A 22,887-nucleotide genomic window follows, 5' to 3' on the forward strand; every position below is an offset into this window, starting at 1 on the left:
TTATTTCCTGATAAGACGATGTAATTATTTTGTTATTCCCGCATCATTAGACAAAAAATTTGCGTCAATTACCAGAGCACACTTGCTGCTTTCAGGCGGGATTCGGTAAAATACGTCACTGATTTTCCCGCACAAGATTTCAGATGAACACTTCTCAAGACACCATATATGCAACTGACTGCGGTCAGGTCTCAGACTTTGCTTTTGATGATAGGGTGGCCGGCGTATTCAGCGATATGATCCGTCGCTCTGTGCCGGGTTACGGCCAGATCATCAACACCATAGGCGATTTCGCCGAACGCTTTGTGACACAAGACAGTAAAGTCTATGATTTAGGGTGTTCTCTTGGCGCGGCGACTTTAAGTATTCGTAGGCGTATTGAAGGCAAGGGCTGCGAGATTATCGCCGTCGACAACTCACCGGCGATGACCGAGCGCTGTCAGGAGTATCTCAATGCTTATGTCAGCGATACCCAAGTGCAGCTTATTTGTGGTGATATTCGTGATGTCGCCATCGAAGACGCCTCCTTGGTGGTACTCAACTTTACCTTGCAGTTTCTGCCACCCGAGGATCGCGATACCCTGATCCAGAAAATATATGCCGGCTTACGCCCCGGTGGTGCCTTGGTACTGTCGGAAAAAATCCGCTTCGGCGATGAAGTTATCCAGCAAGTACTGGATGAACATCATCTGGATTTCAAACGCGCCAATGGCTATAGCGAGTTGGAGATCAGCCAAAAGCGCAGCGCACTGGAAAACGTGATGAAACCCGATCAACTCGACAATCACTACAACAGATTATCCCAGGCCGGTTTTGGCCATTACGGTGTCTGGTTCCAGTGCTTCAATTTCACATCCATGGTAGCTATCAAGTGATCAGTTTCAGTAATTTCTATCAACAGATTGCCGATTCCAATCTGCAGCATTGGCTGGAAACACTGCCGGCCAAACTCGGCGACTGGCAAAGAGAACACAAACACGGCGCCCTGCCCAAGTGGGAAAAAGTACTCGCCAAGCTCAACTACCCCACCCCCGACCGTCTGGATTTCAAAGACAGTGTCACCATAGGTTCAGGTGAGCAATTGGCAACAGGGCAGCGGGAAAAGCTGGAAAACCTGCTGCAGTTACTGCATCCCTGGCGCAAGGGACCATTTCATATTCACGGCATTCATATCGATACCGAATGGCGCTCTGATTGGAAGTGGGAGCGCGTCGCGCCCCATATCAGCCCGCTGGCAGGTAGAACCGTGCTGGATGTAGGCTGCGGCAGCGGCTATCACATGTGGCGCATGTATGGTGAAGGCGCCAAAATGGTGGTCGGTGTCGATCCCTCCTCACTGTTTTTATGCCAATTCGAAGCGGTCAAACGCCTTACAGGCGGCACTCCGCCAGTGCACCTGCTGCCTTTGGGGATAGAAGAACTGCCGCCACTGGATGCCTTTGATACCGTGTTCTCCATGGGAGTGCTCTATCACAGGCGTTCCCCCATTGATCACTTGTTGCAACTACGTGATCAATTGCGAACCGGAGGTGAACTCATTTTGGAGACTTTGGTCATAGAAGGTGATGAAAATGCCGTACTGCTGCCACGGGATAGATATGGAAAGATGAATAATGTATGGTTTATCCCGTCCGTTGCCGCGTTGCAACTCTGGCTTGAGAAGTGCGATTTTCGTGAGGTTCGCTGTGTCGACGTCGATGTCACATCTCTGGCCGAGCAACGCTCCACGCCCTGGATGCGCAACGAATCTCTGGTGGATTACCTCGATCCGACCGACATCAATTTAACAGTGGAAGGTTACCCCGCTCCCAAACGGGCTACCTTTATCGCGATTAAGTAAATCGAGCTCACCGAGCCCTATATAAAAGTGACGCAATCTGGAAAACAGAATACAGGAAGCAACATGTTGAAACAGACGATTTCAATCGCCGTCATGGCCTCCATGGCAACACTTGCCGGCGGCTGCGCCAGCACTCAGGAAGTGGCCAATGCCCCGGTGCCGGTCGACGCCCAGACCTTGCAGTCCAACCTCGCCTCTCAGGAAGCCAGCATAGTCAATGTGATTGCTCAGGCGCAGAATCAACAGCAACAGCATCTGGATGCCTTGAATACTCAGCTTCAGAGTTTGCAACAGCAGATGAAGAAACTGCAGCAGCCCCCCAAAGAAACCATCAAGGAAGTACAGGTGCCTGCGCCCTGCGAAGCTTCACCTATTGGCGACAAATATATTCTCGGTGAAGTCGAAAGCGTCTTTATCGATGAATTGAATGCCAGTTTCGACACCCGTATCGATACCGGCGCCGAATCTTCGTCACTCGATGCCCGCAACATAATTCTGTTTGAGCGTGACGGCGCCCAGTGGGTTAGATTCGATGTGATGATCAATGGCGCAGATGCACCGGGAAAAACCTTCGAATCCAAGGTGGTGCGTTTTGTGCGTATCAAACAAGAGGCCGATGAAAAGGACGATCGTCGTCCGGTAATCCACGCCCACCTCAAAATAGGCAAATATGCCGCTGAAACCGATCTTAACCTTACCGACCGCAGTCACCTCGAATATCCTTTGCTGCTTGGCCGCAAGTTTATGAAAGACATAGCCGTTGTCGATGTAGGCCAAGCCTATCTGCATGGCAAAGCCAAAGACTTAGTGATTTCGAGCCATAAATAGGAGCGGTAATGCATTCACGGAAACCTTTCTACCTGGTGGTAGCTCTGCTGTTTATTGTTGGGCTAAGCGCCAGTATTTATCGTGGTATTGAACACAATGTGCCCTTCCTGCCCGGTGAGCAGGTGCAAAGTTGGGCTGTCGATGCCAAGGTGAGTTTTCAGGGTACGGGTGGCCCGGCAGAAGTCTCTTTCTCCCTGCCACAAGACCCGGCATTTGAAGTCTTGATGGAAAATGCCACCTCCCCGGGTTATGGCCTGACTATCAGCAACAATGAACAGGGCCGCCGCGCGCTTTGGTCGATTCGTCAAGCCAATGGCCAACAGGACCTCTACTACAAGGTCACCCTGATCCCCACAGGCCGAGAAGAACTCAAGGCACAGGAAGAACCCCTGCCGCCGGCACCTTATATCTGGTCTGCGACCGAGAAAGCCGCCGCCGAACAGGTGATGGACGAAGCCTGGGCCCGCAGTGCCGGTAACCTCTCTTTTGCCCGTGAGATCATGCGCGCCATTGCCGGCCGTGATCGCAGTCAGAACATAGAGCTGCTGCTGTCGGCCAACTCACCCACCAAACTGTTTGTCCATATGCTCAATAGCCGCGGTATTCCAACTCAGGAAGTCAATGGTCTGTATCTGGAAGATCAGCGTCGTCGGCAGCAACTGTCTCCCTTTGTCGAAGTCTATCAGGACGGTAAATGGCACCTGTTCGATCTGGTCAAAGGCACAGAGGGCCGTCCGGAAAACATGGTGCTGTGGGAGCGCAATGGCAAATCGGTATTGGACGTACTGGGTGGCAGCAACTCCCAGGTCAACTTCTCCATGCTGAAAGACACACGTTCAGCCCTGGCGACCTCCATTGATATGATGGCCAAAAACAGCGCCTTCGACTTCTCTCTCTACCAACTGCCGCTGGAAGAGCAGAGCCTGTTCAAGGGGATTTTGCTGATCCCCATCGGAGTGCTGATGGTGGTATTCCTTAGGGTTATCATAGGAATAAAGACTTCAGGTACCTTTATGCCTGTGCTTATCGCCCTGGCCTTTATCCAGACCACACTGCTGACCGGCCTGATAGGTTTCCTGCTGATTGTGGCCTTTGGCTTGATGATCCGCTCCTATCTATCGCATCTGAACCTGTTGCTGATTTCGCGAATATCGGCGGTGATCATAGTGGTGATAGGCATTATTGGCCTGTTTACCCTGCTGTCGTACAAGTTTGGCCTCAGTGAAGGCCTGACTATCACCTTCTTCCCGATGATCATTCTCGCCTGGACCATTGAACGTATGTCTATCCTCTGGGAAGAGGAAGGCGCCAAAGAGGTGATGGTGCAAGGTGGCGGTTCACTTCTGGTAGCCACTCTGGCTTATCTGGCCATGAGCGCCACTTGGGTACAGCACTGGGTGTTCAACTTCCTGGGTATCCATTTGGTGATCCTGGCGCTGGTGCTGCTGATGGGTCAGTACACGGGTTATCGACTGCTGGAGCTCAAGCGCTTCAAGCCACTGGCAGGAGAATAAAATGAATTTTGCCTGGCCATGGCAGCTACGCCGCGCTGGCGTGCTGAATATGAACAAGCGCAATATCGACTATATTGGCCGCTACAATCCGCGCAAGTTTTACAAACGGGTGGACGACAAGCTCACCACCAAACAACTGGCGCTTGCCAATGATATTGCCGTGCCCGATCTCATAGGTGTGGTGCGCGAGCAACACGGTATCAATAGCATTCCCGAGCAGGTAAAAGATCGCAGTGGCTTTGTGATCAAACCCTCCAAAGGCTCGGGCGGCAAAGGGATCTTGGTGATCACCCATGTGGAGAATGGTCGCTTCTATAAGCCCAATGGCAATGAAGTCACCCCGAGCGAGGTCGACCGCCACGTTTCCAACATCCTCAGCGGTCTGTTCTCCCTCGGTGGCAAGCCGGATGTGGCCATTATCGAGGGCTTGATTGAATTCGATCCCGTCTTCGATGGCTTCAGCTATGAAGGGGTTCCGGATATCCGCCTGATAGTATTCAAGGGGTTTCCTGTGATGGGAATGCTCAGATTGTCCACCGCCGCTTCCGATGGCAAGGCCAACCTGCACCAGGGCGCGGTTGGTGTCGGCTTGGATATCGCCACCGGCCGCGGTCTGCATGCGGTGCAGTTTGACCGCCCGGTCGATTTGCATCCGGACACGGGGCGTAACCTGATTGAAATCGAGGTGCCCCACTGGGATACCTTGCTGCACACGGCCTCGAGCGCCTATGAGATGTGCGAACTGGGTTATCTGGGAACCGATATGGTACTGGATCAAAACAAGGGACCACTGCTGCTGGAGCTCAACGCCCGTCCCGGGCTTGCTATCCAGATAGCCAATGGCATGGGGATATTGCCAAGGCTGCAGCATGTGGAAAGAATGACAGGCAAACCCATGTCAGTGGAAGAACGGGTCGCTTATGCCAAGAAGCACTTTGCCAGCCGCTAACTCCGGCCTGAGTCCATCTCGCCTCAAGTCCAGACTGCCACTGTCGTTGTTGGCGTCCCTGCTGGCATCGACAATGGCCTCGGGCATTTCCCCTGCCCTGGCCGCGCCTAATGCCGTCCCCTTGCTGACGGCTCAATGTGTCGAATACAGCAACAATTTTCAACCTGAATTTCAGGATCTGCAGCTGCTGGAGCGGCAAACCCTAGGGCTGCACAATATCAATGACCGCCTCGGTTATTATCGGAGTTTCCCCCTGTCAGCGGCACAGCATGAGCTGCTGTTGCAATGTCAGTTGAAACTGGCCGACACCATGGATAGATTCCTGAGCGAACCGGCGCTGACAAGCCTGACATCCGAACTGACCCAGGATGATGAGCCACAGCTTCAGGCATTGGCCCAGAGGTTGGACTGGTTGATGCAGCAACATCTGGGCATAGAGGAAAAGGCCCGTCTTCATGGCGCCCAGGCCAGCATTCGCCAGGGAATGCGCAGTGACGATCTCAAGCTGGAGTTGGGACAATGTGCCCTGCCCGGCATGCAACAGGCTTCCAACCCCGAAGAGGATTCAGCGGAGCAGGAAGCCGCTCAATCAGCCCAAAAGCCCGGCTTTTTTGCAGTCAATATCGCCTCTTACTTGATGCAACAGGCAGATAGTGATTGTCGCGCCAAGGTTTGGCGCACTTATCAGGGCCGCGCCAGATTACGCAATCAACTGCCGCTGTCATCCATTTTTGCCCTCAGACAGGAGCAAGCCAAAGCGCATGGTTACCCGAGCTACAGTGATTTTATACTCAGTTCTCAGTTGCTGAGTACCCCAAGCGATGTGGCCAAATTTCTCGATGCCAGCACTCAAAAACTGGATTACGCCCCTTGGGATCTGGGCCGTGAGTTACAACAGGCCCACTCGACCGAAATGGTCGCGCTCAAAGGCTCTGAAGTACTAAAAGCCCTGTTTAACCATCTCAAACCGCTGGGATTAACCGCAGAGCGGATTAACGACGACTGGCTCAGGGTGTATCACCATGGTCGGCTGCTGGGTGAACTGCTTATCAGCGAAGGCAAACACAACCGCCATAAAATGCTGCGCCGCGCTGTTGTCGGCCAACAAACCGGCCAGAGCGAGCTGGTGCTTAAGCCTCAGCAACTTAGGCTAAAAGATTATCAGACCGCAGTTTCTTCCCTGAGCGCCGCCATAGCCCAACTCAGTGGCGGCGGCCGTTATTATCTCAACAACAGTCTGGAGTTGCCTCAGGATGGCGCCGGAGTGGGCAAAGCCTGGCTGGAACGCTATCTGAGCGGCGCCTTTGCATTTTCACTCAAGCCGGCTCCCGGCTCGCGCGAACAACTGGCCGAAGAATACCAGCAGCAGCTCAAGGTGTTTCGTGCCAAAGTGGCCCTCACCAGCTTTGAAGCCTTTGGCAACAGCCAATACCCACAGCTGCACAAGGCGTTTGAAGCCAGTTTTAATGGCTCCTGGCCCGAAGTCAGTGATTATAGCTACAGCTTTGGCGCCATCAGCGTTCAGGGGCCGCTCTATTATCTCGGGCTCTGGCAACAGCAACTTGCCAGAGCCATAGATGTTCACACCCGGGGCTGCAACCCGGCGCAACTATTTGATCTCTTGCTGGTCAACGAATCAGCCCAACCTATGGCCGCCCGTTTGCAAAGCCTGTTTGGCGCTGCCGATGCGGCCACACTCATCCGGAGGATACGCGATGCCAATACTCAAGAGAACCGGTCAACTGACACTTGCCCTCTGCCTGGGAGTGATGAGCAGTACCCTGGCCGCCAAGAGCCAGCCCAGCGCTGATGAGGTTTATCAACGCATTCAGCAGAATCTGGAGCAACATCTCTACCAGCTGCCCCCAAGGGTGCAGGGCCATTACGGGATCCGCCTCTATCGGATGACAGGTGACGAGCAGTACGCCAACGCCGCCTTGGTGGATCTGTTTGCGGTTACTGAAGCGCAAAGCTTCTATGCCTGCCAACTGGACGACCCTGAATTTGTCAAAAGTGAATCGCTCAAGGCAATATCCCAACTGGGCAATGGCCCCCGGGCCAAGGCACGCAAAAAAGCGCTCAAACCCTTCCCCGAATTTCTGTTTTATACCGATGTGCTGCTGCGCTACGCCAGCCGTATAAATGAGTTTGGTTTTACCGGCCCCTGCCACGACAAGTTGCTCAAAGGGCTCAAGAGTACAGATCTGCAGCACGGCTTGACCGACGAAGCCATGATTGAAGCCTGGGCGGCGCAGCTGATCAATTATGTTTACTGGGCCAAGCAACTTGGCGTTGGCGATTACCTGGAAGACTACAAAGCCGCCTTCAAACGTGTCTACCCGGATGCCGAGGATGGCAAGCTCAGTAAGGCACAATATCGCAATAAGCTCTATGGCCTGACTCACTTTATCTTCGCCGCCAGTGAATACTATCAGCACCCGGTAGATACCAAGGAGTTCGCCTGGATCCTCGACTACTTCGAAGCCAACCGCCAGCGGATCCTCAGTGATGCCACCGACGATATTATTGCCGAAGTAGGAATAAGCTATCTGCTCGCCGGCAAGGGCAAAGATCATCCCATGGTGAAAGCCACTCAGGCGCACATCATCAAGTCCTTCGATCCTGAGGTGGACTTTATTCGCTCCCCCAAAGGCAACCCGGCGCTGGCCCTGGGTGAACACCGTAATGTGCTGGCGATGATGCTGCTCAAATGGCCGGAAAAACTGCATAAAGGCCCCTATTTGAGTGAGCTCAAGGCGACCCGGAAATACCTGCCGATGCAGGTGACGCCACTCGAGTCGGTCAAACAGGCGACCGAGTCGACGAAAAAGGCTAAATAGTTTGAAAAACTGGCAGTTTCCACCCATGATAGGCCGAAATCTGACGAGTTTTTAGAAAATGAACAGACCCAAGTCCACATTGGAACAGTGGCGGATCCTGCAGGCCGTCGTCGACTTCGGTGGTTACGCCCAGGCTGCCGAGCAGCTCAACAAGAGCCAGTCATCCCTCAACCATGCTGTTGCCAAGCTGCAGCATCAGTTGGGGATCCAACTCCTCGAAGTGCGCGGCCGCAAGGCCTATCTGACAGAATGCGGCGAAGTACTGCTGCGCCGCTCTCGTCACGTCACTCAGGCTGTGGGGGAATTGGAGCAGCTCGCCAGCAATCTGGAACAGGGCTGGGAGCCGAGTCTGAGCATCGCCAGGGAGCTGGTCTACCCCATGGAAACCCTGACCGAGGCGCTGGCCGCCTTTCTGCCCCAGAGTCGCGGAACCCGGGTCACAGTGCGGGACACTGTGATCAGCGGTACTCAGGAGATGATCAAAAACCATCAGGTGGATATTGCGATTTGCGGTACCCCGCCCATGGGGTATATCTCAGAGCCCCTTTGCGACTTGAACTTCTACCTGCTCTGCCACCCTTCCCATCCGCTGGCGGCCCAAGTGGAAATTGAAGACGACAGAGTGCTGGCCCAACATCTGCAAATTGTGATCAAAGATACCGGCGTCAATAGTCAACTGGAAATCGGCTGGCTCAAGGCCGAGCAGCGCTGGACCGTCAGCAACTTCCACGAAGCCAAGGTGATCCTGGCCAAAGGCATAGGTTTTTGCTGGATCCCGGCGCATCTGGTCAAGCAGGAGCTGGAAAATGGAGAGTTGGTACGGCTCAGTCTCAAAGGTTCCAGCAGCCGCAAGATACTGCTCAGTCTGGTGGTGCCACAGAGAGATAAACAAGGCCCGGCCTGTAAGCTGCTGGAATCACTGATCCTGGCTCAACATAAATCCGGCTCAGTATAAATCTGGCTCATTATAAATAGTAAGAAACGGAGCAACTTCATATTTACCCTGTGTCCGTAAGGTATGACGTCACAAATATCAGTTAGAAAAAGACTCGAACAGCTCCGGAAGCACACTATAGTGCTTGTTTTTCACACAGTATTATTGAGGTTTTGACAAAAACCTCGGAAATTTGAAGATAATCTGGCGCATTATTTCTGTAATATCACAGAAAGTATCATTAAAGTCATATAGATATAAAACACTGTTGGTAGATAATAGGTTTGGAAACCGCGCATGCGCACTATATGGCTGGTATGTGTAAAAAGTAACGGGCCATTTACAGGAAAACTCTCTGAGGAAAAGCAACCAAACTATCAGATTTTCCATTGGTTTTTCTCTCGCCATGCTTGCCTGGGTAGCACCATCTGTAGCTATGGCTGATCTTGAACGAGCTTTAGAAAACTATCTGCTTATCGTTAAAGGCAAAAGAAGGCTAATGATTTATCCCCAGCCGAGGCTAAGGGGGCACTCGAAGTCCACAACAGACTAAGGGGCTTTGGTGGATCGGGAGGCGGTGGTTGCGAGCCAGTAATCGAATCTCAGATAGATGGAGATTTTGAAGGCTGGGAAGGTGAAACCATTTTTAAGCTTATGAATGGGCAAATCTGGCAGCAGAGCAGCTACTCCTACACCTATATGTATTCGTTCATGCCAAAAGTCATGATTTATCCTGTAAGCGGTGGTTGCACGCTAAAAGTCGATGGTGTTAGCGATACCATTACTGTGCGCCAAATCAAGTAGCAAGTTGGTTATGAGCTCTATTGAAAGAATATGGACACCCTGCGTTAATGGCACGCCCCCGACTATGCTTTGTTTAAGCATTTAACAAGAAGGTTATTGTGCCGCGCCCTCGCCGAACTCAAATTAGTCTTGAAGATACGCCTTACTATCACTGTTGTAGCCGAGTGGTACGGCGTGGCTTTCTGACTACAAGGATATCTTTTGTCAAATCACCTAACTGTGCTTGAACGCAGACAGAAAGAAGGTTAGGTTATTGTTTTATAATGGGTGGCTCGATTTTTTGTTAGATAACAGGTTTGGAAACCGCGTATGTGCGTTTAGCTGCGAGGGATATTAGGACTAAAGCCTATTTAACCAATCGATACAAATAGATAGGATACAAAAAAATAGCGATGCGCGTTTCACTCATCCGAGGACTAAAACGCGTAAGCGTACTATACAACTGTTAGGCATACGGAATATGAATCGAGTTAAGTCTTATATTATTGCAATTTTTCTAGTATCAGTTGCTGGGTGTAAATCAACTTCAGAAAAAGAAGATGAAAGTCTTGCTTTACGAAAATCAACACCAATTCAACTGTTCATGGGGACATGTGTAGTTGGTCGTCAAAGCCCAGCGGCTCTTGAAGAGTCAGCTAAAAGAAAAGGTTTCGTACTCGCTCCTAAACAAATTGCTCAAAATTACTTAAAGGGTAATGCTGGTAAAGCGTGGCACTTGAATAATAGTGAGGGTAGTTTCGGGTTAGCACTACTGCAAAATAAACTTTGTTCCCTATACGTACATCAAGGTGACCCAAATACTATTCAAGCGAGCATGGAGGCTTGGTTACCACCCAAAGGTAGCGGTTTTACATATAAAAAAGAACTAATTTCTCAATCTGCCAACCTGAGTACAACTTCATATACATTGTATCAAGGCAGTAGTTTTCTAGAGCAATGGGTAATAACAATAAATAGTGCTAAACCTAGTGATTTAGTTGCTGTAATGTCATACAAAGGCGTCTAGTATGCCTTGCGAGAATATGGACACCCAGCGTTAATGACGCGGAAGTAAACCCCCGACTATGCTTTGTTTAAGCATTTAACAAGGAGGTTATTATGCCGCGCCATCGCCGAACTCAAATTGGCCTTGAAGATATGTGAAGCACTAACGACTCTCATCCCGAATGCGCTGCGCCTGTTGCTGCTCAGCGGCTATCACATCGGCAACTGAACCCGACTCGAACTGCAACTCGGCCTTGGATGGACTGAAAGTCTGTTCATTCAAGGCATTTGACTGCTGTGCTATGGCGCCCATCAGACGAGACAGGCCTATGGGAAAGTTTGCAGAGTCGCCAGCCTTGGGTTCAAAGGAAGGCGCGGACTTTTCAGCGGCCGGATCTACGGCTCCCAACAGGTTTTGACTCAGCTCAGGCTTTGGCGCGGCGGCAAGTCTCTGGGTGCCGGCCTCTTCTCTTGCCTGGTTATATTTACGCATCGCCTCGGCGGCGACCCGGATATCGGCCATGGAGGGAGCGACAGGTGCCATCGCCGCCGCATAGACCTGTTTCATTTTCGCCATGGTCGCCAGTGGATCGCCGTTCACTACAGAGACATCTATCTGAACTTCACCTTCCACCGCGTAACGCTTGCCATCGGGTCCTTTCTCGAATTCAAATGCCGGTTGTCCGGCATGGATCCCGCCTACTGCGGCATGAGCCTGCTCATGGGAGCGCACCTGGGTATCGCGCTTCATCAGGGAGTCGATCTCCCGCTCAAGCGCCTGTTGCTCACGACTCTCACGGTTCTGCTGCTGTTTCTGTTGCGCCTCATCCGGCTTGGGTTCAGCGGCGCTTGTCGTATTCGGCTCCCCGGTTGACTGACGAGCTGCCCCATAATCCCCTTCTTTTACTTCGCTTCCTGCCTGGCTCGATGAGCGACTCGAAGAGCTGCCGGAAGTGTTGTCAAAATCCTGCTCTGCCTCACCCATAGAGTTGGCGGAAGTATTTGTGCCATTAAAAGCGGGAACCTCAGGCGCTTCTCCCACTAAAGTTACTGGTATCGCAGGGCCGCCGGCAACATCTGCACCTTGGCCGGAAAAGGCAGATGCTTGAGTCGATGTCCCCGCGAGCTGCGTCGATGCTTGAACCTCTCCATGCCAATGGCCTGAGCTGGACAAGGCCGCTGCCCCCAGGGCTCCTTTAGTCAAACTGACCAGTGCTTCCCGCGGCGGTTTTACGGTTTGAGGCTCTGAATGTTGCGCAATTGAACCTTGGTGCAGGCTTGAATTGACTGGGCTTGGATTAACTGAACTTGTATTGAGTGCGCTTGTATTGATTGGGCTTTGATTTCCCGAGCTCGGGTTTAATTGACTCGGGTTTAATGGGGTTGGCTTTACGCCACTTACCTGAGAGGGATTTTGACTGGCGGAGATTTTACCGGCAGGGTTGGCACTGAGAGGCGATTGGTTTATGGAGCTGCCACTGCTTAAGCTGGCAATTGACGAGCTTGGCCGCCGGGACACGGCTGTTGCCGTCAGCCCCGCGCCGGCCAGCGCGCCAACCATATATTACACCTCGATATCTATGATACTGCCCAAGGTGTCGGATGCGCGTTCAATCACCTCTACTGAAGCTTGACCCTGGGCCTTGGATTCCAATGCCGATACCAGTGCCGAGGTTTTGTCTGCCTCCTCAACTGGGCGGGCCGAATCGGCCTGCTGCGCAGGTGCCGGACGGGCGATATCCACTGTTGCCTGAGTCAGGCCGGACTGGGCGCTTTGCAGCCCTTGAACTCCCGCCGAAAAAGCCGATGGAATTTGCATAATTGCCCCTTGTCTGTATTGGACTGTGGATTGTCGTTCTGTGGTTAAAATCAGTTGCTACCATTTCAACCACAGCTTTGAACGATTATTGGTCAATTCGGTGCAGATGTACAGCCCGAAAGGTTCATGCGCCTTGATGGGTTACCGCAAAAGAGGCGCCTGCGAGCCAACTCGCGTCCCAATCTTTCCACACAGGTTGCATGCCTTGTGCTCGAATGGCACTGACCACCTCAGGGACAGTTCGCTCATCACTTATCTGGAACTGATCCAGCTGCAACTTGGGATTGCTGTAACCACCTGGCTCTGTTGAGCTGGCGGCACTCACATGAGTGATCCCAAGGGGCAATAGATTGTCCCTGAGTGAGGCGCTCTCCCGGGTAGAGAGACTCAACTCCAGCGCCGGGCTGAACAAGCGCATGGCGCAGATTAACTGCACCAATCCGGCATCATCCAGAGTCACAGCCGGCGTTACCCCACCAACGCAGGGCCTGAGCCTTGGCAGCGACACGCTGAAGCGGCTACGCCAGTACTTTTGCTGCAGATAGTCCAGATGCAATCCCATCAGTGCCGAGTCCAGGCGCCAATCATCCAGCCCGAGCAAGACCCCCAGGCCTATCTTGTCGACCCCGGCCCTGGCGGCTCTGTCCGGTGTATTAAGCCTGAAACCAAAGTCCTTTTTATTGCCTCTAAGATGATGGCGGTCATAGGTGGCGGGCTGATAGGTTTCCTGATATACCATCACGGCATCCAGTCCCTCATCAACCAGGCGCCGATAGCCCGCTTCGGCGAGGGGCTGCACTTCAATCGCCAGATAGCTGAAGTCCTGCTTGAACCTCAAAAGCGCCTTGGCAAAATAATCCAGCCCTACCTTGGTTTCATGTTCGCCGGAAACCAGCAATACAGAATCAAAGCCGCGCTGCTTGAGAATGGCAATTTCAGCATCCAGTTCGGCCTGGCTTAGGGTCTTGCGGCGAATTTTATTGCTCATGCTGAAACCGCAGTAGTCGCAATCATTGGCGCATAGATTGGAAACATAGAGCGGCGCATAGAGACCTATGTTGGCGCCGAACTTCTTGCGGGTGAGCGCTGCAGAGAGCTGCGCCATAGGCTCGAGAAACTCCCGGGCCGCCGGTGACAAGAGAATGGGCAAGGCCGAGGGATTGTGCGCTATCGTCTCGGGCCGCGCCAGACAACGCTCAACCTCGGCGGCGCTGACACTGGCAATAGCAAGGCGCAGTAGATCTCTGTCGATAGCGGTAAAACGCTCGAGAAAATCAGCCATGGTTTTCTCCCAGATTGAGAAACCCGGTCAGCGGACTGGTGTTTTGGGCTCGATTGCTGATGGCCCCGAGTCCGGCAAGATAGGCCGCTCGCCCGGCGCGCACCGCATCTTTGAAGCTACTCGCCATGGTCACGGGATCCAAGCTGGAGGCGATGGCAGTATTGACCAGCACGGCATCGGCGCCCAACTCCATCGCCCGCATCGCCTGAGACGGCGCGCCGATCCCGGCATCCACCACCACAGGTACATTGGCCTGCTCTATGATGATCTTCAAAAAGGGTTCTGTGGCCAGCCCCTGATTGGAACCTATGGGACTGCCAAGCGGCATCACGGCGGCGCAGCCTACCTCTTCGAGGCGCAAGCACAGCACGGGATCGGCATGCACATAAGGCAGAACAGTGAAGCCTTCGGCGCACAAGACTCGGGCCGCTTCCAGTGTTTCTACCGGATCCGGCAATAGATAACGGGGATCCGGGTGGATCTCCAGCTTCAATAGTTGGGTGCCCAGCATCTCCCGCGCCAGCTCGGCGGCAAAAATCGCCTCCCTGGCATTGCGGGCCCCGGCGGTATTGGGCAGCAGCTGCACGCCGCGCTCTTTGAGCGGTGCCAGCAATTCATCACTGCCCTGGTTAAAATCGAGCCGCTTCATCGCCACAGTAACCAACTCGGCGCCGCTGGCCACGAGCGAGCGTTGCATCAGTTCTGCCGAAGCAAACTTGCCGGTGCCGCCAAACAGCCTGGATTGAAACTCAAACTCGCCAATTTGCAACATATCAACCTCCGGCAACGGCGGAAAACAGCTCGAGGCTGTCTCCGTTTTGACATTCAAGCTCTGGCCACTGAGATCTGGGCACTACGGCGCCATTACGCACCAGCGCCACGCTGCCAGGCGCTATCTCACACCACTCGAGCAGCTGTAACAGCGTCATAGCTTCAGGCAACTCTTTGACTTGATTGTTTATCTTAATTTGCATCGCAATTCTCCTCACGGCTAAGCTCTGGGCGCCCTTTCATGAATTGGGCTTGTGTTTTATGTCCAGCCTGAGTGTGGGTTTGACAGCAAAGACATGCCGGGTCGGCACAAAGCGTGGCCTCACGCATGCTTAGAGTGCGGCAATCCAAGCTGATGAGCCGTCCCAGGGTGCTGCGCTCTCCAAGCAGAGTATTGATGGCTGCCAGCGACTGCATCGCCGCCAGGGTTTGCACCGCAGGACCCAACACCCCCATGTCGCGGCAGCGCCCCGAGCCAGTGCTATCCCGAGGGAACAGGCATTCATAACAGCCCGCCTCGGGGTTAAGCCAAGGGGCGGTATGACACAATAGGCCGGAATCGGCGCTGATCGCCGCCGCAATCAGCTCTTTGCCCAACTTCACACAGGCTTGGTTAAGGTTATGACGGCAAAGAAAATTGTCGCTGGCATCCAATACCAATGACGCCTCACTAATAAGCTCCGCGCTCTTGGGGCCAAATAGCTTGGGCTCAATCTCAATCAGGCAGTTTGGATAATCGCGCCCCAGCTTTTCCTTGGCCACGTCGACCTTCAAACGGCCGATATCCTGCTCGTTGTAGAGCAGTTGCCTCGGCAGATTACCCAACTCGACAATATCGGGATCGATTAGAATGAGACGCCCTACTCCGGCGGCGGCCAAAGAGCGCGCCAGATGATGACCAAGACCTCCGAGCCCCACTATGGCGACCGTCATTACCTGTAAGGCGAGCTGCCCCGCTTCTGAGACTCTGGGCAGCAGCAACTGGCTACCGTAACGGATAAAGTCGCGATCGCTCAGCCCGGTACAGTCCTGACCCCCAGCACGGCCCAGAACTCCAGTACCGTCCCGCTCAGCTGCACCTTCCTGACCCCCGCCATTTTGTTGAGCATGGCTAATCCCACTTGCAATAGCGGCTGCTCGCCCTATCCAGCTTTGTGTCAGGCGCCTGAAGGCCGTTACCGGCTCGGCGGCCTCGGTAATGGCCCGCACCACGGCGACATTGGCAACACCGGTATGTTTGACGGCATCAAGGTTATGCTCGTCAATGCCGCCAATGGCGACCGTCGGCAGCAAGGAGCCGAAGGTTTCGCTATAGGCAGCAAGGCGCGTCAGTCCCTGGGGCAGAGACGGCATCACTTTGGTCTTGGTGGCAAAGATATGTCCGAGGGCCAGATAACTGGGCCTGTGGCGCAATGCAAGCAGCGCCTCGAAATAACCATGACTGGATAACCCCAGCGCCATACCCGCCCCTTGGATGGCCTCAAGGGATGCCTGGCTGAGATCCTCCTGGCCCAAATGCACACCAAAGGCGCCGTGGGCAATGGCCAGTTGCCAGTGATCATTGATAAATACCCGCGCCTGATATTGGCGCCCGAGCGCGATGGCGCGAATGATCGCCCGCTCGGCGCTCGAGCCGGGCAACACTTCCTCCTTGAGCCGCAATTGAATAGTGCGGCAACCTGCCTTGAGTAAGGCTTCCAGCAATTCGACATCGGCCACGACCGGGTAGATACCCAGATTATGGGGCAGTGTTTTAAAGCCTTCAGCACTAACGCCTTTAACACCAACGCCTTTAGCACTAACAGCATCAGCAGAGGTTGGCGCTGCAAGCCAGGGGGCGCCGAGCACCTGGGCTGGGTTGGCCCAGGGATAATCCTCCACCGACCAGATGACAGGCATAAGCTCGGCAGCCAGACAAGCCCCGGGGCGACCTAAGGGCCCGGGACCACTGCCTACCCGATAACTCTGCGCCAAAGCGCCATTGATATAGGCCTTGGCCAGAATTAGCGCATCGGGCAAGATCCAGTCGTGGGCCAAAAATGCCGCTATGGCACTGGATAGCGTGCAACCGCTGCCATGGTTGTTGCTGGATGCTTGCCTTGGGCTCGCCAACACAAACCCCTGCCGTTGATGCAACCCTGAGCTGTGAGGCAAGTCTTTAAAAAGCAATAAGTCTTCTGCCAGACCGCGCGCGATCCCCGCCTCGAAATCCCCGCCCTTGGCCAAGAGATGGCAAGGCAGTTCGTTTGCCAGGCAAGTTGCCGCATCTTGCCAGGAAGGAAAGTCATGAATATCGCTGCGACTCAGCAACGCCAGCTCGTGAATATTGGGGGTCAGCGCAGTGGCGAGCACCGCCAGCGGCCGGTAATCGAGCCGCGCTGCGCCCGTTGCAGTACTCTTAGAGAGTGCATCGCCGCAACTGGCCACCATGACAGGGTCGACCACCAAAGGAACATCAGGCAGGTGCCGAGCCAACCAGTCACAAAGCAGCTGCAGCTGCGCTTGATTGGCAAGCAAGCCGATTTTTATCGCCTTGGGCGGTAAGTCTCCGAGCAGAGCATTGAGCTGCGCCAGCAACATCTCCTCGCTCACCGCCTCGGTTAGCGTCACTGCCACACTGCTTTGGGCGGTCAAAGTGGTGATGACAGAGCAGCCATGGCAGCCAAGATTACTCAAGGTGGCAAGATCGGCCTGGATACCGGCGCCGCCGCCACTGTCTGAGCCGGCTATGCTCCAGACTATCGGCCTTTTATCAGCCGCCATTTCAGGCTTCCTCTTCATAGCGTGTAGCCTCTGGCTTGGACTTGGACTTGGACTTAGGCTTTGGATTGGGATTGGACTCGGACTTTTCGCCTGCTGTTGCCGGTTGATACAGGGCGCTGCCAGCGGCCTTGAACTGCGCCGACATCCGCGCCATCCCTGCCTCGGCATCCAGTACTTCCAGCGGCTGTGCCGTCAATTCTTCTGCCTGCACAGGCTCGGTTTGGCGCTCTGCCGCGTCTGGCCCTGACGAATCCCCCGAAGCTAGCTGAGATGCAGACAAGGATGCAGCCAGAGACGCAGCATAGTCGCGTACATCCTGGGTGATTTTCATCGAGCAGAATTTGGGGCCGCACATGGAGCAAAAATGCGCCACCTTGGCAGACTCCTGAGGCAGGGATTCATCGTGGAACGCCCGGGCGGTATCGGGATCCAACCCCAGGTTGTATTGATCTTCCCAGCGAAACTCGAATCTGGCCTTTGACAACGCATTGTCGCGCAGCTGGGCACCTGGGTGTCCCTTGGCAACATCGGCGGCATGCGCCGCAATTTTGTATGCAATAAGCCCTTGTTTAACGTCTTCCTTGTTGGGCAAGCCCAGATGCTCCTTGGGGGTCACATAACAGAGCATGGCGCAACCGTACCAGGCAATCATCGCCGCGCCTATGCCAGAGGTGAAATGATCATAGCCGGGCGCAATATCCGTGGTCTGGGGCCCCAAGGTGTAGAAAGGCGCCTCATCACAGTACTCAAGCTGCTTGTCCATATTCTCCTTGATCAGCTGCATAGGAATATGGCCCGGTCCTTCGATTATGGTCTGCACATCGTACTCCCAGGCGATTTTCACCAGCTCACCCAAGGTTTCCAGCTCGGCAAACTGAGCCTCGTCGTTGGCATCGGCAATCGAGCCGGGGCGCATGCCGTCACCGAGCGACAGTGACACATCATAGGCGGCGCAAAGCTCACAGATGTCGCGGAAATGGCTGTAGAGGAAGTTTTCCTTATGATGGCTCAGGCACCACTTGGCCATAATGGAGCCGCCGCGGGATACCATGCCGGTCACCCGATTGGCCGTCATGGGCACATAGCGCAGCAAGACCCCGGCATGAATGGTGAAGTAATCCACCCCTTGTTCGGCCTGCTCTATCAGGGTGTCGCGAAACACTTCCCAACTGAGGTCTTCGGCAATGCCGTTGACCTTTTCCAGCGCCTGATAGATGGGCACGGTACCTATGGGCACAGGCGAGTTGCGCACTATCCATTCGCGGGTTTCGTGGATATAACGGCCGGTGGACAGATCCATCACCGTATCGGCGCCCCAACGGGTGGCCCACACCAGTTTTTCCACCTCTTCCTCGATGGAAGAGGTCACCGCCGAATTGCCGATATTGGCGTTAACCTTCACCAAAAAGTTACGGCCGATAATCATAGGCTCGGCTTCCGGATGGTTGATGTTGGCGGGAATAATGGCGCGGCCACGGGCCACTTCGCTGCGAACGAACTCAGGGGTTATCGGCGTGGCAACTATAGCGCCAAAGGCTTCTCCTTTGGCCTTGCGGGCCAGTTGCGGATCTTTGGCAAGCGCTTCATTGGCCCGGGCCATATTCTCACGAATGGCGATATATTCCATTTCAGGAGTGATAATGCCGGCGCGGGCGTAATGCAATTGGGTCACCCGCTTACCCGGCTTGGCCCGGCGCGGTTTGGGCAAAGCGTCGAATCTCAAATGATCCAGCCCTTCATCCGCCAGTCGCTGCTGGGTAAAACTGGAACTGACCTCGGTCAGCTCTTGCGTATCATCACGCTCTAAGATCCAGCCCTGGCGCAGTTTATCCAGGCCCTGGCGCACATTGATAGCCGCGTTGGGATCTGAATAAGGGCCGGCACAATCATAAACACGTACAACGGGATTGGGTTCAAATTGCTCACTGCCATCTTGGGTTGGTATTCGGGTGTCTGTCTGCCTGATTTGGCGCATGGCAACCTGAATATCGGCCCGGGAGCCCTGAACAAACAGCTTCTGTGAATTGGGATGCTGCAAGGGTTTAAGGTTATCGATAAAAGCCTGGGCGGCCTCACGGGTTTGACGACGATTGGATTGACGATTTGACATAAGCAAGCTCACTCTTTTGGAAAATGAAATTGCTTGTCAGGAGAGTTGAATAATAAGCGGCGCAAGCTGACTGGTTAAACTCCTTGATTTGGAGTCCTCCTCCGGCGGTGTTGGCAGACTGACCTCGTGGTTTCAGGTCAGTTCAATGTCCGCTGGAGAAGCCAGATATCGCCTCGGCTCTTTAAAGCCTTTGGCATAGATTTTTGCTCGCAGTGGCTGCGGTAATGCTGCAGCTGAATGCTTGTTTCCTTCGCAGGTGCTAGCCTGATCAGGTTCAACGGATCCCGAATAAACGGTCTCAGCCCAGAGGGCACTCCGACAAGATTGCTGCCGAGTATAAGCACAAGCCGAAGCAGGAAACAAGCCCAATAGCAAAACGCACCGCAGTGTTGAATCCATTAAAATCACAACTTAAGCATTTGAATTAAATTAAAATATTCTCATAAATTGAAAATAATCTTATTTCAAATCAAATAAATTGATTGCAAAACTCACTTACCAAGCCGCTTTAGACGGCTGGCCACCGCCTCCTTGAGCGCTTTTTCCATCTCTGTCTGACCGCACTTAAATGGAAACCCCAAGTTTTCGGCGTAGGGATTGAGCGGAGTCGGCACCTTGACGACCCGATAGCAGGTATCACCATCCTTGACGATACGGTTAGGGTCGAGCGGCAGATCCAGACTGGCCACTTTATTGAAATCATCGGCGTCATTGACCCAAAGCACCTCCATCTCCCCATCCATTTCACTGAGGCTCTTGCGTCCCGTAGCCTTATCCGCATATTGCTGTGATAGCTGCTGCAGCGCCTGCTGTTGAGAGTGTTGCAATACTTTTCGGGCAGACTTTAATGCGTTTGAACTGAAGTCCAGCTGAGCTTGCTCTGCCGGCTGCGATTTAAAGTCATTTGCTCGCTCTGGCGCAGGTACGGCTGCATTTTTCGTTTCTTCAATAACGCTACCAATAGGTTTAACGCTTTGAGCCCGAATCTTGGGGACGCTTTGCTCTTTCTGGTCTTGAACAGCCACTTGTTCAGTCTCTTGCTCTGACTCTTCGGCAGCTTGTTTTTGTTGCTCAGTGTTTTGTGGCTCGGTTTTTTGTGGCTCAGTGCTGTTGCTTGAGTCAGCTTTTTTAACCTCTATCGCTTCCTTGGGCTGGGTTATTGCTTCTTCGGCCAAGGCTTCCGGCACTGGCGTTAACGGTTTTGGGCTGGGCTGACTGAAATAAAGATAGGATTGCAACGCCTTGGGTTTGGCAGGCTCTGTCACCACTCTTTGCCATTCGGCTTGCTGCCAAAACCAGGATAACCCCAGCAATAGCACTAAGTGCGCGGCTCCCGCCACGGTCCAACTACTGAAGGCGTTGCCCTTTGCCTCAGCATCCCCCTGCTCTGCTTTTTTAGCCATGCCAACTTGCGCCAGGCATTGGGGTTGAACCCCAAGCTGTTGACTAAAAAGCGATTGGTCAAAGAAAGGGTCAATCGAATGTATTTGAAAATGGCTTGGTTGGCAGGAACCTGTGTTAAGGATTTCATCCAGATCAAGCTCAAAGGCAGCATCCCTACCCGGAATGCTGAAGCTCAAGCTTGCCATTGTCGCCGGGCTTTCGTCTCGGCTGGCAATCAATTTATCTGAATGTGGAGGCATAAGCCGCTGATTTATCTTTCACCAAATGTAAACTCAGTGTTAGAGAAAACCCTCGGTAAAAAGTTCATTCCCTTGTTTGAAAAGCAATTTACGCTACAAACTCAAATCGATGGCTTCAAACAAAACAGGTAAAACCTTTGTCGAATAAGGCTGACGGGATCCTCTGAACAAAATAACTGTAAAAAGCGACTTGGAAGCCGAGCAACGAGTTGTTAAGGTGCAGCATTAGACGTTTGCAAAAAATGCAGATGATACGGTTTAAAGAACAAATCAATCTCAGCGAACAGCTGTACACTTTTATCTAGCCAGAGTGCCATAGCGCTGTTAGACTCACTTTCAATGAGGTCGAACCAGAGAGTCAATCATGCCCAACAGCAAAGTCCCAGCAGCCGAAGCCCAGTTCAATGGCCAGTTTTCCGCTGGATACAGTCTGAATGAAGAGATAGCCAATGCCGTCAGCCATGGTTTGGGGGTGATTGCCGGCATTCTGGGATTAGTGCTGATGTTACTCAAGGGCTGGCATTCGCTGGATGCCATTCAGTTAACAGGTGTAACCATCTATGGCAGCAGTATTATCCTGCTGTTTCTCTGCTCGACCCTGTATCACAGCATTCCTCAGCCAGTGTGGAAGCGGCGCCTCAAGATGCTGGATCACTGCGCCATCTATCTGTTAATCGCCGGAACCTATACCCCGCTGATGTTAATTACTTTGGCCGATGCCCAGGAAGAATGGGTGCTGATAGCCATCTGGTTATTGGCACTGGGGGGAATAGTGTTCAAGAGCTGCTTTATTCACAGATTCAAGGCGCTGAGCCTGGTGCTATATCTGGCCATGGGTTGGCTCTGCGTCGCCGTGTTGCCTGAGCTTATCGATAACCTGTCAACTGCCGGGTTCAACTTGCTGTTGGCCGGGGGGCTGAGCTACAGCTTGGGGGTGATCTTCTACGCCACCAAGGCGATCCCTTTCAATCATGCCATCTGGCATCTGTTTGTATTGGGCGGCGCCGTTTGCCATTTCCTGTGTGTTTATCTGACGGTGATCTAACGCAGGCGAATAGGCTTAACTCAGCGCCGCCCTAGAGAGACGGCTTCCGGCTTGCTGTGCCAACTCTAGTGCAGCTAGGCCGGAGCTCTTATCTCAGTTTGCCATTGATTAAATTCACTGAGTAACCTCCGAGCGGCGATACTATAGTCTCCACCCAAGTCTTGCCAAACAGCCGCAATACATTCCAAGGTACATAACCCGCCCTGGCGCTGATTGCGCCGTAACCGAAACGCTGAGCCCAGCTCTGCTTGCAGTTCGACTCTGGCAAGCGACTGCAGATAGGGGCTTTGGCGATACATCTTGCCGGCCTCCTGCCAGGTTGCATCGAGTATGACCAGCGAATTTAGCGGCTTCCCTAATTTCAGAGCAGCTTTCAGAGCAGTTTTCTGAACGGCTTCCTGAGGCAATGTTGCGCCCTGAGCGGGGCTTGGGTTTAGCTTTGAACTTGGGTCTGGAGTTGGATTTGGGTCTTGGTTTTGGCTTAAGTTTTGGCTTAAGTTTGGGCTTTCATTTGCAGCTTGAGTTCACGAAATACTTTCTTCGGAAGTACTTTCTTCGGTTTGCGGATAGAGTAAGGCGGTTCGCCCCAAAGACAAGTGCTCCATTAACCAAGCATCCGGGGCTTTACGCGCCCACAGTACCCGCTTACACAGAGTCGGATAAGCATTAAGCGCCAGGGTGGCTGTATTACTGGCTCGATTCAGCTCTCTTTCATGGGTCAGCAGGATTATTTTCACAGGCAACAGCAGCTCAAAATGAGT

Annotated in this window: 21 protein-coding genes, 1 pseudogene and 1 riboswitch; of the genes and pseudogenes, 12 read left to right on the forward strand and 10 right to left on the reverse strand. The window is 53.3% G+C overall.

Features of this window, described 5'->3' with window-relative positions:
- The first annotated feature begins 143 nt into the window (after positions 1 to 143).
- The 10 genes and pseudogenes from cmoA (at position 144) to SIL79_RS16700 (ending at position 10,715) form a co-directional block, all read left to right on the forward strand.
- Positions 144 to 875, forward strand: coding sequence for a carboxy-S-adenosyl-L-methionine synthase CmoA (cmoA, locus tag SIL79_RS16660; RefSeq protein ID WP_039032907.1), 732 nt, complete (start codon positions 144 to 146; stop codon positions 873 to 875).
- On the forward strand, positions 872 to 1,840 hold the full coding sequence (gene cmoB / locus SIL79_RS16665; protein ID WP_039032906.1) for a tRNA 5-methoxyuridine(34)/uridine 5-oxyacetic acid(34) synthase CmoB: 969 nt from the start codon (positions 872 to 874) through the stop codon (positions 1,838 to 1,840). The genes cmoA and cmoB overlap by 4 nt, the downstream gene beginning before the upstream one ends.
- A 63-nt stretch (positions 1,841 to 1,903) precedes the next feature.
- Positions 1,904 to 2,668: an ATP-dependent zinc protease family protein gene (locus SIL79_RS16670; RefSeq protein ID WP_039032905.1), complete on the forward strand. Its 765-nt coding sequence runs from the start codon at positions 1,904 to 1,906 to the stop codon at positions 2,666 to 2,668.
- Between the two features lie 8 nt (positions 2,669 to 2,676).
- Positions 2,677 to 4,182: an inactive transglutaminase family protein gene (locus SIL79_RS16675; RefSeq protein WP_039032904.1), complete on the forward strand. Its 1,506-nt coding sequence runs from the start codon at positions 2,677 to 2,679 to the stop codon at positions 4,180 to 4,182.
- Between the two features lies 1 nt (position 4,183).
- Positions 4,184 to 5,131: an alpha-L-glutamate ligase-like protein gene (locus tag SIL79_RS16680; RefSeq protein ID WP_039032903.1), complete on the forward strand. Its 948-nt coding sequence runs from the start codon at positions 4,184 to 4,186 to the stop codon at positions 5,129 to 5,131.
- The gene (locus SIL79_RS16685; RefSeq protein ID WP_319619615.1) at positions 5,103 to 6,941 is read left to right on the forward strand and encodes a M3 family metallopeptidase; all 1,839 of its coding nucleotides are present in this window, start codon (positions 5,103 to 5,105) and stop codon (positions 6,939 to 6,941) included. The genes SIL79_RS16680 and SIL79_RS16685 overlap by 29 nt, the downstream gene beginning before the upstream one ends.
- Positions 6,901 to 7,971 carry a DUF3541 domain-containing protein gene (locus tag SIL79_RS16690; RefSeq protein WP_238398911.1) on the forward strand — a complete coding sequence of 357 codons (1,071 nt, stop codon included), beginning with the start codon at positions 6,901 to 6,903 and terminating at the stop codon, positions 7,969 to 7,971. Before SIL79_RS16685 ends, SIL79_RS16690 begins: the two co-directional genes overlap by 41 nt.
- 58 nt (positions 7,972 to 8,029) lie before the next feature.
- Positions 8,030 to 8,926, forward strand: coding sequence for a LysR family transcriptional regulator (locus SIL79_RS16695; RefSeq protein ID WP_144361516.1), 897 nt, complete (start codon positions 8,030 to 8,032; stop codon positions 8,924 to 8,926).
- A gap of 881 nt (positions 8,927 to 9,807) precedes the next feature.
- Positions 9,808 to 9,894, forward strand: a pseudogene (locus SIL79_RS20710) (Mobile element protein); the annotation flags it as partial.
- A 275-nt stretch (positions 9,895 to 10,169) separates the two neighbouring features.
- Complete coding sequence (locus tag SIL79_RS16700; protein ID WP_226684917.1) at positions 10,170 to 10,715, forward strand: NMCC_0638 family (lipo)protein; 546 nt, start codon at positions 10,170 to 10,172, stop codon at positions 10,713 to 10,715.
- Between the two features lie 141 nt (positions 10,716 to 10,856).
- On the opposite strand, the gene SIL79_RS16705 is transcribed toward SIL79_RS16700, so the two are convergent.
- The 8 genes from SIL79_RS16705 to SIL79_RS16740 all read right to left on the reverse strand — a co-directional run bounded on the left by SIL79_RS16705 (position 10,857) and on the right by SIL79_RS16740 (position 20,841).
- Complete coding sequence (locus tag SIL79_RS16705; RefSeq protein WP_319619616.1) at positions 10,857 to 12,254, reverse strand: putative metalloprotease CJM1_0395 family protein; 1,398 nt, start codon at positions 12,252 to 12,254, stop codon at positions 10,857 to 10,859.
- Positions 12,255 to 12,257: 3 nt separating this feature from the next.
- A complete protein-coding gene (locus tag SIL79_RS16710; protein ID WP_025888106.1) occupies positions 12,258 to 12,512 on the reverse strand; it encodes a hypothetical protein in 255 nt (84 codons plus the stop codon).
- Positions 12,513 to 12,636: 124 nt separating this feature from the next.
- On the reverse strand, positions 12,637 to 13,794 hold the full coding sequence (gene thiH, locus SIL79_RS16715) for a 2-iminoacetate synthase ThiH (protein WP_039035258.1): 1,158 nt from the start codon (positions 13,792 to 13,794) through the stop codon (positions 12,637 to 12,639).
- Positions 13,787 to 14,566, reverse strand: coding sequence for a thiazole synthase (locus SIL79_RS16720; RefSeq protein WP_144361520.1), 780 nt, complete (start codon positions 14,564 to 14,566; stop codon positions 13,787 to 13,789). The genes thiH and SIL79_RS16720 overlap by 8 nt, the downstream gene beginning before the upstream one ends.
- 1 nt (position 14,567) lies before the next feature.
- Positions 14,568 to 14,768, reverse strand: coding sequence for a sulfur carrier protein ThiS (gene thiS / locus SIL79_RS16725; protein WP_039035260.1), 201 nt, complete (start codon positions 14,766 to 14,768; stop codon positions 14,568 to 14,570).
- Entirely contained in the window at positions 14,758 to 17,328 is a 2,571-nt protein-coding gene (gene thiE, locus SIL79_RS16730) for a thiamine phosphate synthase (RefSeq protein WP_319619617.1), read from the reverse strand. The genes thiS and thiE overlap by 11 nt, the downstream gene beginning before the upstream one ends.
- Before the next feature lies 1 nt (position 17,329).
- Positions 17,330 to 19,438, reverse strand: a complete 2,109-nt coding sequence (gene thiC / locus SIL79_RS16735; protein WP_233962385.1) for a phosphomethylpyrimidine synthase ThiC — start codon at positions 19,436 to 19,438, stop codon at positions 17,330 to 17,332.
- 228 nt (positions 19,439 to 19,666) lie between these two features.
- A riboswitch (TPP riboswitch) is annotated at positions 19,667 to 19,766 on the reverse strand.
- Between the two features lie 163 nt (positions 19,767 to 19,929).
- Complete coding sequence (locus SIL79_RS16740) at positions 19,930 to 20,841, reverse strand: hypothetical protein (protein ID WP_144361523.1); 912 nt, start codon at positions 20,839 to 20,841, stop codon at positions 19,930 to 19,932.
- 24 nt (positions 20,842 to 20,865) lie between these two features.
- Here SIL79_RS16740 and SIL79_RS16745 point away from each other — a divergent pair, with 24 nt between their 5' ends.
- Both SIL79_RS16745 and trhA read left to right on the forward strand, forming a co-directional pair.
- Positions 20,866 to 21,069 (forward strand): hypothetical protein, encoded by a 204-nt coding sequence (locus SIL79_RS16745; protein ID WP_143078444.1) that lies wholly within the window; start codon positions 20,866 to 20,868, stop codon positions 21,067 to 21,069.
- Positions 21,070 to 21,445: 376 nt separating this feature from the next.
- On the forward strand, positions 21,446 to 22,126 hold the full coding sequence (gene trhA / locus SIL79_RS16750) for a PAQR family membrane homeostasis protein TrhA (RefSeq protein ID WP_144361524.1): 681 nt from the start codon (positions 21,446 to 21,448) through the stop codon (positions 22,124 to 22,126).
- Positions 22,127 to 22,200: 74 nt separating this feature from the next.
- On the opposite strand, the gene SIL79_RS16755 is transcribed toward trhA, so the two are convergent.
- Positions 22,201 to 22,533 carry a DTW domain-containing protein gene (locus SIL79_RS16755; RefSeq protein ID WP_144361525.1) on the reverse strand — a complete coding sequence of 111 codons (333 nt, stop codon included), beginning with the start codon at positions 22,531 to 22,533 and terminating at the stop codon, positions 22,201 to 22,203.
- 117 nt (positions 22,534 to 22,650) lie between these two features.
- Complete coding sequence (locus SIL79_RS16760; RefSeq protein WP_144361526.1) at positions 22,651 to 22,863, reverse strand: DTW domain-containing protein; 213 nt, start codon at positions 22,861 to 22,863, stop codon at positions 22,651 to 22,653.
- Positions 22,864 to 22,887: the final 24 nt, after the last annotated feature.

Origin of the sequence: Shewanella indica (genome assembly GCF_033842865.1) — a bacterium.
GTDB lineage: Bacteria > Pseudomonadota > Gammaproteobacteria > Enterobacterales > Shewanellaceae > Shewanella > Shewanella indica.

Bases quoted from the DNA above. Each gene is read 5' to 3' on its own strand.
- thiC (WP_233962385.1), bottom strand. From the start codon at position 19,438: ATGTCAAATCGTCAATCCAATCGTCGTCAAACCCGTGAGGCCGCCCAG.
- SIL79_RS16685 (WP_319619615.1), top strand. From the start codon at position 5,103: ATGCCAAGAAGCACTTTGCCAGCCGCTAACTCCGGCCTGAGTCCATCT.
- SIL79_RS16700 (WP_226684917.1), top strand. From the start codon at position 10,170: ATGAATCGAGTTAAGTCTTATATTATTGCAATTTTTCTAGTATCAGTT.
- trhA (WP_144361524.1), top strand. From the start codon at position 21,446: ATGCCCAACAGCAAAGTCCCAGCAGCCGAAGCCCAGTTCAATGGCCAG.
- SIL79_RS16680 (WP_039032903.1), top strand. From the start codon at position 4,184: ATGAATTTTGCCTGGCCATGGCAGCTACGCCGCGCTGGCGTGCTGAAT.
- thiH (WP_039035258.1), bottom strand. From the start codon at position 13,794: ATGGCTGATTTTCTCGAGCGTTTTACCGCTATCGACAGAGATCTACTG.
- SIL79_RS16740 (WP_144361523.1), bottom strand. From the start codon at position 20,841: ATGGCTAAAAAAGCAGAGCAGGGGGATGCTGAGGCAAAGGGCAACGCC.
- thiE (WP_319619617.1), bottom strand. From the start codon at position 17,328: ATGGCGGCTGATAAAAGGCCGATAGTCTGGAGCATAGCCGGCTCAGAC.
- thiS (WP_039035260.1), bottom strand. From the start codon at position 14,768: ATGCAAATTAAGATAAACAATCAAGTCAAAGAGTTGCCTGAAGCTATG.
- cmoA (WP_039032907.1), top strand. From the start codon at position 144: ATGAACACTTCTCAAGACACCATATATGCAACTGACTGCGGTCAGGTC.
- SIL79_RS16675 (WP_039032904.1), top strand. From the start codon at position 2,677: ATGCATTCACGGAAACCTTTCTACCTGGTGGTAGCTCTGCTGTTTATT.
- SIL79_RS16720 (WP_144361520.1), bottom strand. From the start codon at position 14,566: ATGTTGCAAATTGGCGAGTTTGAGTTTCAATCCAGGCTGTTTGGCGGC.
- SIL79_RS16695 (WP_144361516.1), top strand. From the start codon at position 8,030: ATGAACAGACCCAAGTCCACATTGGAACAGTGGCGGATCCTGCAGGCC.
- SIL79_RS16690 (WP_238398911.1), top strand. From the start codon at position 6,901: ATGAGCAGTACCCTGGCCGCCAAGAGCCAGCCCAGCGCTGATGAGGTT.
- SIL79_RS16710 (WP_025888106.1), bottom strand. From the start codon at position 12,512: ATGCAAATTCCATCGGCTTTTTCGGCGGGAGTTCAAGGGCTGCAAAGC.
- SIL79_RS16670 (WP_039032905.1), top strand. From the start codon at position 1,904: ATGTTGAAACAGACGATTTCAATCGCCGTCATGGCCTCCATGGCAACA.
- SIL79_RS16705 (WP_319619616.1), bottom strand. From the start codon at position 12,254: ATGGTTGGCGCGCTGGCCGGCGCGGGGCTGACGGCAACAGCCGTGTCC.